Source organism: Kribbella sp. NPDC006257 (assembly GCF_040613535.1).
GTDB lineage: Bacteria > Actinomycetota > Actinomycetes > Propionibacteriales > Kribbellaceae > Kribbella.
In genome coordinates this window covers 208,050-219,809 of sequence record NZ_JBEXSJ010000011.1, presented here as the reverse complement: position 1 = coordinate 219,809, position 11,760 = coordinate 208,050, and the positions used below count along the sequence as shown (strand labels likewise).

Sequence of the window (11,760 nt, the reverse complement as noted above, 5' to 3'; positions counted from 1 at the left end):
CGTCAGCAACGGCTTCCCGTTCCTGGCCGCGCTCAGGTGACTTTGACAGAGGTGGCCAGTCGACGGGCGGATTTTTCGTTGTCTGCTTGGACCTCGATGATCGCGGTGTAGTGGCCTTCGACGAATCGCTGCAGATAGAGAGTCGTCCGGCCCTGGGGGCAGTCGTGGTACACCCAGTAGTGGAGGTCCGCATCGGGTTCGGTGACGACCTGGCTGACTGGATCAGAGCCGCACTTGCGCGCAGGAGTGAAGGTGCCCTTTAGATCGAACACGCTGACCTTGACGCGGGGCTCTTCGAACTTGCCGATCAGCAGATCAGCAGCCCGGTCGTCCGGCTTCCGGCCGTCGACCTCCTTCGTCCAGGCCCGCGGTACCCGCACCGAGATCCGCCCGGTGCTGTCCTGAACCTCCACCAGTTGACGCGGCCGCACGACCCACACCCACGCGCAGACACCGGCCGCGATCAACACCACTGCCAGACCAGCAGCGAGCACGAGCCGAAGCCGGCGCCGAGGCCGAGACGGTGTGAAGTTGCTTGGCGGCACGGAGTAATCCATGCCGCCAAGCTAGATCCCCCCAAGGCACCGGCGACCGATCTGACACCTTCAGGTCACACCATCCGCCGACCTCCGAGCTATCTGGAGGTCGTGACGGCTGTCGCTCGTTGCTAGCTGGGCATCGCTGCACGAAGGGGCGTTGTCGGGGGCAATGTAGTGCCGGGCCATCGGCGGAATCTGTATCGTCGGCCTCTAGCGGACTCGACGGGGGAGTGTTGTGGCGGAAGAGCATGTAGGCAAGGCGTTGATGCAGCGGTATGTGGAGCTGATGACCGGCGCCGACGACTCGATCATCGACGAGATCTTTCCGCCGGACTTCGTCGATCACGTGAGCGGCCGGACCGGCCGGGAGATCTGGCGGATGGTCCGGCACTGGGGTACGGAGAGCTTCGGGGACCTCCGCGTCGAGGTGCACTCGGTGATGACCGAAGGTGACCGGGTGATGATCTGGCTGACCACTACCGGCAAGCACATCGGCAACGGCTTCCCCTTCCTGGCCGGCAAGCCGATCACCGGCCGCGAGGTCAGCTGGGACGGTGTCCACTTCTTCCGCGTCGAGAACAACCAACTAGCCGAACACTGGGCCGTCCGCAACGACCTATCCCTAATCCGCCAACTAGAAGCCTGACCCAGTACTACGCTCCTCGCCGCACCCGAACTATTTTCTGCCGGCAGGAGCTCCGTTTCTTAAGTGGTCTAAACCTAGGCAACAAACATGCCCCAGCACCTCCACCTTTTATGCCGGCAGTCACGACACGCTCAAGTCCTTTGCGTCCCAGGCCGGGGGAAGCGCCAGCGGGGCTGGCGCGACCAGGCCAGACGCATGTACCAAAAGGACATGGGGCGGGGCGAACCGTCGAAGGTCCGGGGCTGACAGATTCCACCAAGCAGAACCTGCGGGATGATATTCTTACCGACCTAAGTGCAGGCTTCCAACAAATAAGGCAGAGCGCGATGAAAGGCGGCACTCGAGTGATCAGCAATCGCGTGGCATCTTTCGGGGGAAATGAGCCGCAGTTTGTTAGGGCGGTCTTCAATTCATCGAATGGCCTTGAGTACTTCGGATTATTCTCGTGAGCCACGAAGATGTTATCGGCTTCCCGTCGTCTATCGTTCTCGGTTTGATTGGTGCAGCGATAGAGGATGTACGGTACTGGATGGATGAGAATTCATTTCTGAACGTGGAGGATCCGGAATACTTTGTAAGCAACATTGACCATGGGCTTGTGCTTTCGACATCGCAAGGCGATCTCGACATCGCTTGGTGTGTCGACAATGGTCTTGAGTATCTGAAACTTTCCGCGCGTGTCGCCGATTCGCCGGCTAAAAACGTGGCTCAGTTGAAGAGCGTTTCCGGCATGGAACGTTGGGCCAGTCTCATTGGTTCCAGGATTTCTCGGATCGGTGTATCTTTTGCGGAAGCGGCAGTTGGATCCTTGCCGGTCCTCTGGGCATTTCGTATCGAGACGGATCGCGAAAGAGACGTCACTGTCGCCCTCGGTGAGGTCGAAGACGGCGAATATAGCTATCACCCTAGTGGGTTAGTTGCTATATTTGATAGTTCACTCTCGCAATCGGTGCAAATTCTCGGCTCCCCCGACCCGGCATGGGGGCGCAGTGTCTTGGGATGATGTTTCTGATCCGGAATTTGATCTCCAATTTCAACGGATGCTCGAGCGGCAAGGGTTGTCGGATCCGACGGGTTTCCGCCAGGTTGAGACCTTTGATGAAGTTCCCGTGTACTCGCGCCTCAGTGAGCTCGATTTCATGAGTTCGCTGCCGATTGTCGACCAGAATCGATTGATGATCCTCGCTGCCGCCCGTCACTTGATCACCATCGGTGAGGATCTTGACTCGTTGCCGGAAAGCGACCCCGCTCTGATCGTGCTGGTGTCGATGACGAGCTGGTGGATAGACGACGATCGGGCTCCCAGATGCAATGATGGAACAATCGAGAGCATCACACCCAGATTCTGGGTTGGCGACTTGGCTCACCCAGATATGAAGGCGCTCAGATTCCATCCACCTCGATCCAACCCCGCTAAATTTGTGATTCAAACTGTTGGCCTGGAACGCTTCGAAGTCGTTGAGAGTACAATGGAAGAATGGATGCAAGGCTGCCCGGAGCGTGTGTATATTGCTCGTGCCGGAGATATTCCTGCAACGGCGCGGGGTTGAATGAAAGATGGCGCTCTGGGAAGTCGAGGGCGCCATCTTTGTCGGTCAGAAGGGCAACGGGACCCCATGCCGGGCAGTCGGATCACCGTGCCGACGAGGTGCGCTGGGGACGGTTGTGGTGACGACCGAGGTGGCTATTCGGTATTCGATGCGGAGCAATGAGCTTGATGTCTCCGCTACTCGCGAAGGTCTCCTTGAGATTGCGGACTTGGTCGAGGCGGGCGATGGACGGGTGGTGGCCGACGATGGTGTGGATCCGTTGCCGTATGACGTGTGTATACCGCTTCTCGTGGTTCGGCGGCTTGCAGGGGGTGGAGTCGTGATTCGCGTTTCGAAAGAGATGAGCGACGTGACTCTCGAGGGTGGTCAGGACGCCCTGCGGCTGCTCGCGGAGAATCTTCGCGGCCTTGCGGTGGAGGGAGCCGACGACGAGCATCTGCACCTCGAGTATTTTGCGGGGCATTTCTATCTTGAAGAGGCGTCGGTGCCGGCTGTTGTGGGGCTTGTTGGGAATTAGGTGATGGTGCCCTCCGAGAGCCGAGGGCACCATCGGTTTGTTGTCAGAAGCCGAGTTGGCGGGCGACGAGGATTTTGGTGGTGCGTACTGGTGTGCCGTCTACGGGGGCTGGGTCTTCGGGGGTGGGTTGGACGCCGGCGGCGGCTACTCGGTCTAGGGCTTTGAGGCCTAGGCGGTCTACGGTGCCGAAGACGGTGTAGTTGGGGCGTAGGCGGGAGTCGGCGAAGACGAGGAAGAACTGGCTGCCGTTGGTGTTGGGGCCGGCGTTCGCCATGGCGAGGGTGCCTCGGGCGTAGACCTTGCTGGCGCCGGTCGGGTCGGTGGGCCAGTTGGGGAGGTCTGTCGGGAGCTCGTCCTTGTAGGAGTAGCCGGGGCCGCGTTCGCCGGTGGCTGTCGGGTCACCGCACTGGAGGACCTTGAGGGTGGTGTACAAGGTCAGGCGGTGGCAGGTGGTGAAGTCGTAGAAGCGGCTGCGGGCCAGGTGCAGGAAGCTCTGCACCGTGCAGGGTGCCTTGGTGCGGTCCAGGGAGAGCAGCATCGGTCCCTGGTTGGTGGCCAGGAGGACCTTCACGATGCCCTTGTTCGGAGTGTTGACCGGGTCCGGCGGTAGCGATACCGGGCGCGGCGACGGGTCGTCGGGCGTCGCGGTGTAGTGGCACGGGCCGTTCGTCGTACCGGTGGCTGGTTCCAGCTGTACGACCGGGCTCAACTCTGCCGGTGCCGGGTTGGGCGCAGCCAGAGCGGTGCCGGTGGTGGTGAGCAGTCCTGCGATGGTCAGCGCGGTAGCCGCGATGACACTGGTGGTTCTCATCGATCTGTCTCCTAGGGCGGTCGGGATCAGCCGGTGGCCAGCGTGAAGATCCGTAGGTCGCGGTTCTTCGGCAGAGTCACGCTAACCGGCGTCTTGCCCTCCGGGAAGGCCACCGGGGCGGTGGCGAAGATGTGAGTGGTGACGTTGTCGCGGCCGCCGCCTGCTTCGTTCCGGTACGGCGTGGTCGCGACGATCAGGTTGCCGTAGTGCACGGCGTCGCCGCCGCCTCCCAGCGTCCAGTCGCTGAAGGACAGGTCGATCGGTGTGGTGGTGCCGTCGGCATAGTTCAAAAGCGCCTGTGTCTGCTGGTTGCCGTTCACCGCGCTGCCGACGAAGGACAGCTTGGTGGCGCCGGCCGGGAAATCCAGGTTGAGGAGTTGACCGTCGGCAGGCACGTTGTCCGGGTCACCAGCCGGTACGCCGGGCCAGGTGAACGTCAGCCCCTCCTTGGTGACAGTGCCGCCCGGGGTGAGCCCAGCGGCGGACAGCGCTTGACGGGAGTAGCTGACGCCACCACCGTCGTAGTCGGCCTCGTTGTGGTCGCCCGCGTCGTCGGATACGGCGACACCTTCGCGTAGTACCGAGAAGGAGTTCGGTAGGCCGACAACGACCGTGAACCCGACCTGGGGAAGCGCAGTACCGTCTGCTGCCTTCATGGTCACGGTCACCGGGTAGCGGCCGTCCGGAGTACCAGCAGCGGCAGTGATGCGTACTGGAGCTCCACCGACGCCAGTGGCCGGGTCCACTGTGAAGGAACCACTTGCAGGTGACGCTGTCAGACCAGCGGGGGTTGTCACGGAGTACTGCACGATGCTGGCGGTGCCGCTCAGCCGGTGCGCCTTGAGCGTGACCGGGTCGCTAGTGGTGCCGGGTGCAACGACTACGCGGCTCGTGTCGGTGGCTGTCTGGAAGGGGATCTCACCTGTCCGCCAGGACGGCGGTGCGGCGGTTGTTGCAGATCCCCAAGCAGTGTTGGCCGTAGTGCCGAGCTTGAAGTCGAGGGTGCCGCCGTGGTTCACGAAGGACTCCGGCAGCCAGGGCTTGTCCGTACTACGTCCGTCCACCTTCAGACTCTGCACATACGTTGCGGGAGCGGCTGGTGCATTGATCCGGATCGTGCGGCCCTTGTCGCGGTGAATCACCGCGCGCGGGAACAGCGGTGAACCAACCTGCAGATCCGCACGGCTGGGAACGTCCGGGTACAACCCCAGCGCGGTCCAGACGAACCAGGACGACATAGCGCCCAGGTCGTCGTTGCCAGGGATGCCTCCGGTCGTGGTGTTCCAGAGCTGAGTCATTGCCTGCCGCAACGTCTCCTGCGTCTTGTAGGGCTGCCCGACGTAGTTGTAGATCCAGGGAGTGTTGATGGACGGCTCGTTGTCCATCTCCGCATGCAGATCACCCGAGTGCGTGAGTGCCCAGTTGCCATCGGCATCCTTGAAGAACGCATCCAGTCGCTCAGCAGCCTTCGCCGTACCGCCCATCGCATCGAACAGCCCGGCGCGGTTGTGCGGGATCATCCACGTGTACTGCGCGCTGCTGCCCTCCGCGAAGCCGTCACCGGTCGCAGGCTCGAACGCTGGCCAGGCGCCGTTGTCATCGCGGTTCTGGATGTAGCCGCCGTTCTCCGGGTTGAACACGTTCTGCCAGTACTGCGACCGCTTGAGGAACTTGTCGTACGTCGACTTGTCACCAGTTCGCGCAGCTAGCTGGGCGAGAGCGAAGTCGTCAGTGGTGTCCTCCAGCGTCTCGACGGCGCCACCCCAAGCATTGGACTTGGTAGGCAGGTAGTGCAGCGCCAGGTACTTGTCGAGCGACGGACGCTGCCCGATCGACATCACTGGCTTGCCTGCAGAGCTGAGGTCCTTCTCCGTGGGCACAGTGGCTGCCTTGACCAACGACTTGAGTGCAGTACGGGCGTCGAAGTTCGTACCGCCGAAGGCGTAGATCCCGGCAACGGCTGGAGCAGACGGGTCGCCGGTCATGACCGCCGTACTGCCTGATGCGTGCGTCCAACGGTCCCAGATGCCGTTGTTCTGCTGGGCTTGGTTCAGCAGTGACTGGGCGATGTCACCGGCCTTGCGTGGTTCAAGCAAGGTCAGTAGTTGCAGCTGTGATCTGTAGACGTCCCAGCCCGAGAAGGTCGCGTACTGCGCTGTCTGCCCGTGCTGTACGCGGTGTGGCTTCTGGTCGAAGCCCCAGTACTGACCGTTGACGTCACTGAACACATTCGGGTGCAGCAGTGCGTGGTAGAGCGCGCTGTAGAACGTAGTGCGCTGGTCGGCAGTACCACCGCCGATCTCGATGCTGTTGAGCTGGTCGCGCCACGCCTGCTTCGCCCGCGACGCAGTCTTCTCCAGCGACGTGCCGGAAGGGTTCTCGGCTTTCAAGTTGGCCGCTGCATTGGCCTGGCTCACGTACGAGATGCCGATGCGCATCGTGACCGTCTTGGCGTCGAAGCCGACATAGCCGCCCGAACCTTTGTTGGCCGGCATCCAGCCATCAGTCCCGTACGACGTACCGCCGTGCGCACTGGTCGATCCGGGAGTGACCGTGGTGTCCTGCCAAGTGCCCGTCTTCGCGAACGGCTGGTCGAACTCGGCGACGAAGTGCAACGTGTAGTAGCTGCGCTGGCCGACCGAGGCGAGGTAGCCGCAGAAGTTTCCGCTCGTCACCGAACCGGTGATGGTGCGTTTCGCCGGGTCGATGGAGATCTGGGCGTCGCTGGAGCCGACCTCGGAGTTCGACGTGCGGAACATCACCGTCGACGGCTTGTCCTGCGGGAAGGTGAACTTCGCGGCACCGGTCCGGGTGGTCGCGGTGAGTTCGGCGGAGGCGCCGGAGTCGAGGCCGACCTTGTAGTACCCGGGCTTCGCGATCTCGTTCGCGTGCGAGAACGTGCTCGCGTAGATGTCGTCCTTCGCGTCGGATTGCGGCGAGGAGGTGACGTCACCGGCGTACGGGAAGATCGGGATGTCGCCGGAGCCGCCTGCGCAGCCGGTGCCCGACATGTGGGTCAGGCTGAAGCCGCGGATCTTCGTGGCGGAGTACAGGTAGCCGCCGGGGGCAGCTGTGCGGTATGCGTTGCCGCGGCTGGTCTCGGGGCTGAAGGAGAACATCCCGAACGGGGTGACCGCGCCGGGGAAGACGTTGCCGGCGTTGGACGTGCCGATCAGCGGGTCGACCTGCTCGGTCGGGTCGGTGGAGCTGGCGGTGATTGTGCTCCGGCCGATCGCATCGGGTGCTTTGAGGTTCCGTAGTACGGGATCTGGCGGCGTCGCAGTTGTTGGCTGGTTCTTGGTTTGTACTGCGTCGGGCGGTGCCGGGCTGGGGCCGGCCTGCGCGGTGGCGGCCAGGACCAGGGCCGAGATCACCGATCCGGCGAGTACGGCGGACGCACGGCGGCTGCTGCGGTTCTTCACGGGATTTCCCACCTTCGACGTCGAGACAACGTCGCCACGCAAAGCACGGCGACGCGGTCACGGGCGGCGTGACATCGTTGTCAGCAATAGATAGCTGAGCGGCCAACGCGAGTCAAGAGTTCCGGCACGTTCCGCAACTACTGCTCATCAGAGAGCGACGGGTAGGTGCTGGTGGGATCAAAGGTGGGGAAGTCAGAGGCTGTACGCCGGGGGGTGGTGGGGCTGGTAGAGGCCTAGTTCGCCGCCGCCGGGGAGGCGGATCGCGGTGAGGATGCCCCAGCGGTGTTCCTCGGGCGGTTTGGTGAACTCGACGCCGCGCTCTGTCAGCTCCGCGATCGTCTGCTCGAGGTCGTCGCACATCAGGAACAGCTGGTGCTCGTCGGGACCCTCGGTGGGGTGGACGGCGACCTCGGCCGGCGGCAGCTTGAAGATCAGCCAGCCGTGGCCGGCGTCGACATGCGGATAGCCGAGCACGTCCTTCAGAAAGCCCCGGTCCGCCTCCGCGTCCCGGCTGTAGATGATGACATGCGCACCGTTGATCACCAGCCGACGATAACCCCGCTCCACCTCAGTCGGCGACGCTCCCGAGGGTGGTGGCGGAGGGTGTCAGGCGACCCCCCTCCGCCTCGGTCGGGGGAGGGGGTTGGCGACGGGTGGCGGTGGAGAGGTGCAATCGGCGGTGGGCGGTGGGCGGTGGGCGCTGGGTGGTGGTGGAAGAGGTCAGTCGGCGGCGATACCGACGGGGTTGCCGGAGAGTTCGGCCAGGGCGGTGGCGACCGTGCGGGCGTTGGCGTGGGACTCGGCTTCGGGGATGTTGGGGAGGAGGTCGTCCCAGAGGGCGAGCATCGCGCCACGGAGTTGCATCATGCCGAGCGGGCGGGCGAGGAACCAGACGTGGAAGTGCTCGCTGCCGTCGCCCCAGCGGCTGAAGTGCGTCCGGCCGACGCCCTCGATCCGGCCGATCGCGCCGGCGACCCGCTGGATCATCGGGCCGAGCGTCGCGGTCAGCTCAGGCGGCAGGTTGTCGAGCCGGTAGTGCTCGCGCGGCTGCAGGATCGCAACCATCTGCAGCCCACCCTTGAAGCCCGCTTTGACCACCCACTGCTCATCTGCCCAGATCGCGCTCCACAACGGATCCGCGCAGGCGCCGCACGGCTCCCCGCCCGGCTCACCGCGGCGAGGCGGTTCAGGCAACACCGGTTCGGCCAACGGCACGACCTGGATCTCCCCTTCGAACGGGAAGATCTCGTCGCCCACCAGGGGATCCGGCGACATCCGCTCGCCGTACGGAAGCCTGCGGTGGTACTCGGACGGCAGCTCGGCATCACTCATACCCCAAACTCTGCCCAACTCGCCCCACCCACACCACTCCTTTGCACGGACCTGCAGTTTGGGCGCGGAGCGCCAGACCATCAGTCAGCTGCTCCGTGGCGAGGCGGTGAGCGTGAGTGGGCGATCGGGGGCGCGCTGAGAGTGCAGTATTGGTGGCGTGGCGGTTCGGGGGTGGTGGGTAGCGTTCGGGGTATGGGTGATGACGTGGTGCGGCCGGAGTTGGCTGAGGTGTTGGGGCTGGAGCGGCATCCTGAGGGTGGGTGGTTCCGGGAGACGTGGCGGTCCGGGGTGGAGTTCGAGCCGGAGGGGTACGGCGGGGCGCGGGCGAGCGCTACAGCGATCTACTTCCTGCTGGCGCCGGGGGAGGAGTCTCGGTGGCATCGGGTGCGGTCGGCGGAGATTTGGTTGTGGCACTCGGGCGGACCGTTGACGCTCGACCTCGGTGGCACCGGTGACGATCCTGGTGAGGCGGACCCCATCACGCTGGGTCCCGATGTGAAAGCCGGCCAGCACCCGCAGGCCGTCGTACCGGCGGGTGCTTGGCAAGCGGCGAGGCCGGCTGGGGATCAGCCGGTACTGGTTTCCTGCATCGTCTCGCCTGGCTTCGACTTCGACGACTTCACGCTGCGTTAGAGAAGCACAGTGGCGAGGGCCTCGTAGCCTGGGAGGAGCTCGGGGCCTTCCTTGCCGATCTGCTGTACGGCGACCTGGTCGGCGCCCGCTTCGAGGTGAGCCGTCAGACCGTCGGCGATCTCTACCGCCGTGCCGTGCAGGACCAGCGCGTCGACCAGGTCGTCACTGCCACCGTCGGCGATGTCGTCGTCGGTGTAGCCGAGACGCTTCAGGTTCGCCGTGTAGTTCGACAGCTTGAAGTACGTCGCCAGGTAGTCCCGTGCGACGGCACGAGCGATCTCCTTGTCAGTCTCCAGAACCACCTTCTGCTCCGGCACCAGCAGCACACTGTTGCCGAGCGTCGAGCGTGCCTGCTTGGTGTGCTCCGGCGTTGTCAGGTAGGGCACCGCGCCCGCAGTACGGGCCGCTGACAGCTTGAGCACTCGGGGACCGAGTGCTGCGAGCATCCGGCGTTCCATCGGCACTTTGCCGTCGTCCAGTGTGTCGAGATAGTCGACCAGAGTCTCGTACGGCGCTTTGTACTCGCCCGTCTGCTCCCGGTGACCGATCCCGACGCCGAGCATGAAGCGTCCGGGGAACTCCTCTTCGAGCCGGTGGAACGACTCCGCCACCGTGGACGCGTCGGACTGCCACGCGTTCACGATGCTGGTGCCGACGACAACCGAGTCGGTCGCGGCCAGCAGTACCTCGGCGTCGCGCAGATCAGCCGTCGGCGAACCGCCCAGCCAGAGCGTGCCGTAGCCGAGTTGCTCGAGCCCGACCGCGAGCTCCGGTCCCCATTTGTGGGTCTGGTGCCAGACCCCGACGCGTCCCAGATCGACCGCCACGTCCTACCCCTCTCGTCAGAACTTCCGTTCATGGCAACCCAGGGCGGTGGGCCGGTCATTCCTCCGCGCGTGCCCCAGGTCACCGGGCGGAGGAAAGGCGACAAGGCAAGCATCGCTGACACCCCCGCAGGGAAGTCAACGATCGTTGCAGGGGCAATGATTCGAATCCGGTGAAAAAGTGCGCTAACTCACCCACACCCCGGCAACGATGCCAGACGAAATCTGGCAACGCTCTCAGAACGAAGGGAAGGAAAGAGAGGGGAGAGGAGGTGGCAACGGTCTCCCGGTGTGGTGAGGGAAGGCCTGGGGGTGGCGGTGGTGCGGGGGGTGAAGGAAGGGAGGGGTGTCGGGGGTGAGGGAGGGTCTGGGGTGGCGGTGGTGCCGGGCGTGGAGGGAGCGAGGTGGGAGGGGGCGGTTAGAGGTGTTGGGCGATGGTGGGGAGGCGGTGGGTTAGGGCGGCTGCTCGGGTTTGCGAGTTGGTGGGTTCGCCGTGGTGGGCGAGGTTGAGCATGCCGGGGTCGCCGGCTAGTTGGCCGGTGTGGATGACGTGGGCTGAGCGGAGTGCGAGGAGCGGGGCTGCCTCCAGGATCTGGAGGGGCGTGAAGACGTCGCCGTACGCGGTTGCCATCAGGCGTAGGCGGGCTGCCTGGTACGACGGATCCCCGGGGAGGGCTAGTGGGGCTGTGTTCCAGGCTGTGAAGGCGATGTCGTCCAGGGCCGTCCCGGGGCCTGCGAGGTCCCAGTCGATCACCCCGCTGAAACCGGCCTCGGTTCCGATCCAGTTGTAATAGCCGAAGTCGTGCATGCAGACGATCTGGTCAGGACCCAGCACGGCGGGACCGGCCCGCCAGACGAGCTCACCGGCCGGCCGGTACGACGCCACCACCCGGTGGTACTCCCGTAGCCACCGCATCGCGTCGGCCAGCACGTCGTCGGGAACCTCCGGCCCGTACGCCGTACCCGGAAGGTAGTCGAGGACCTCCCGGCCGCGATCGTCGAACCCGTGCACCCTCGGCACCCCGGGCAGCCCGGTGGCGGCCAGGTGGTCCAGCAAGCCGTGCACGGCCGGCGTCCAGGGCCCGGTCGGCCGCCGTACGGTCGAGCCCACCCGGACCGCGCCGCCGACGTTGCCGCCGGGGAGCGCGATCTCTGCCTCTTCGGCCATCTCGGTTCCTCCCGATCGTTTCAGGATGGGGTACCGGAAGGGCGGTCGGACAGAGCTCTCCCGGGTAGTGCAAAGCGGGCGTAAAGGAGAGTGAAAGATTTGCGTCAAAAATGCGCGAACGCGCCGAGGTGCCTTCCAGAGCGTGGAATCAGCGGCCAACCTCACGTCGTGCCACGACGTCTTACGAGAGTGTAACCGGACTGCCGTGCCAGTCGTTAGCGCGTCGGGACGGGACAAGACCAACCGGTCGGGTGGTATGAACCTTGCGGGCTTACACTCGGCAACGACCTGGCGTTCCCAACCCCTCGAAACGGCCGG

12 protein-coding genes are annotated in these 11,760 nt (G+C 64.5%); 5 read left to right on the top strand and 7 right to left on the bottom strand.

What is annotated here, in order from left to right; all coding sequences use genetic code 11:
• Positions 1-32 precede the first annotated feature (32 nt).
• A complete protein-coding gene (locus tag ABZ004_RS16405) occupies positions 33-557 on the bottom strand; it encodes a hypothetical protein (RefSeq protein WP_355680679.1) in 525 nt (174 codons plus the stop codon).
• A 217-nt stretch (positions 558-774) separates the two neighbouring features.
• On the opposite strand from ABZ004_RS16405, the gene ABZ004_RS16400 reads away from it, so the two are divergent.
• From ABZ004_RS16400 to ABZ004_RS16385, 4 genes are all read left to right on the top strand, one after another.
• Positions 775-1,185, top strand: coding sequence for an ester cyclase (locus ABZ004_RS16400; protein ID WP_355680678.1), 411 nt, complete (start codon positions 775-777; stop codon positions 1,183-1,185).
• A 445-nt stretch (positions 1,186-1,630) separates the two neighbouring features.
• Positions 1,631-2,188, top strand: a complete 558-nt coding sequence (locus ABZ004_RS16395) for a hypothetical protein (protein ID WP_355680677.1) — start codon at positions 1,631-1,633, stop codon at positions 2,186-2,188.
• Positions 2,175-2,735 (top strand): Imm15 family immunity protein, encoded by a 561-nt coding sequence (locus tag ABZ004_RS16390; protein WP_355680676.1) that lies wholly within the window; start codon positions 2,175-2,177, stop codon positions 2,733-2,735. The genes ABZ004_RS16395 and ABZ004_RS16390 overlap by 14 nt, the downstream gene beginning before the upstream one ends.
• A 118-nt stretch (positions 2,736-2,853) precedes the next feature.
• Positions 2,854-3,252, top strand: coding sequence for a hypothetical protein (locus tag ABZ004_RS16385; protein ID WP_355680675.1), 399 nt, complete (start codon positions 2,854-2,856; stop codon positions 3,250-3,252).
• Positions 3,253-3,295: 43 nt separating this feature from the next.
• On the opposite strand, the gene ABZ004_RS16380 is transcribed toward ABZ004_RS16385, so the two are convergent.
• From ABZ004_RS16380 to ABZ004_RS16365, 4 genes are all read right to left on the bottom strand, one after another.
• Positions 3,296-4,063 carry a peptidylprolyl isomerase gene (locus tag ABZ004_RS16380; RefSeq protein WP_355680674.1) on the bottom strand — a complete coding sequence of 256 codons (768 nt, stop codon included), beginning with the start codon at positions 4,061-4,063 and terminating at the stop codon, positions 3,296-3,298.
• A gap of 26 nt (positions 4,064-4,089) precedes the next feature.
• Positions 4,090-7,485, bottom strand: a complete 3,396-nt coding sequence (locus tag ABZ004_RS16375) for a GH92 family glycosyl hydrolase (RefSeq protein WP_355680673.1) — start codon at positions 7,483-7,485, stop codon at positions 4,090-4,092.
• A gap of 192 nt (positions 7,486-7,677) precedes the next feature.
• Positions 7,678-8,028: a VOC family protein gene (locus ABZ004_RS16370; protein ID WP_355680672.1), complete on the bottom strand. Its 351-nt coding sequence runs from the start codon at positions 8,026-8,028 to the stop codon at positions 7,678-7,680.
• A 177-nt stretch (positions 8,029-8,205) separates the two neighbouring features.
• Entirely contained in the window at positions 8,206-8,817 is a 612-nt protein-coding gene (locus ABZ004_RS16365; protein ID WP_355680671.1) for a hypothetical protein, read from the bottom strand.
• A 192-nt stretch (positions 8,818-9,009) separates the two neighbouring features.
• Here ABZ004_RS16365 and ABZ004_RS16360 point away from each other — a divergent pair, with 192 nt between their 5' ends.
• Positions 9,010-9,450 carry a cupin domain-containing protein gene (locus ABZ004_RS16360; RefSeq protein WP_355680670.1) on the top strand — a complete coding sequence of 147 codons (441 nt, stop codon included), beginning with the start codon at positions 9,010-9,012 and terminating at the stop codon, positions 9,448-9,450.
• On the opposite strand, the gene ABZ004_RS16355 is transcribed toward ABZ004_RS16360, so the two are convergent.
• Positions 9,447-10,277, bottom strand: a complete 831-nt coding sequence (locus tag ABZ004_RS16355; RefSeq protein WP_355680669.1) for an LLM class F420-dependent oxidoreductase — start codon at positions 10,275-10,277, stop codon at positions 9,447-9,449. The two genes, ABZ004_RS16360 and ABZ004_RS16355, sit on opposite strands and share 4 nt — an antisense overlap.
• A 415-nt stretch (positions 10,278-10,692) precedes the next feature.
• On the bottom strand, positions 10,693-11,442 hold the full coding sequence (locus ABZ004_RS16350) for an aminoglycoside phosphotransferase (RefSeq protein ID WP_355680668.1): 750 nt from the start codon (positions 11,440-11,442) through the stop codon (positions 10,693-10,695).
• Positions 11,443-11,760 lie beyond the last annotated feature (318 nt).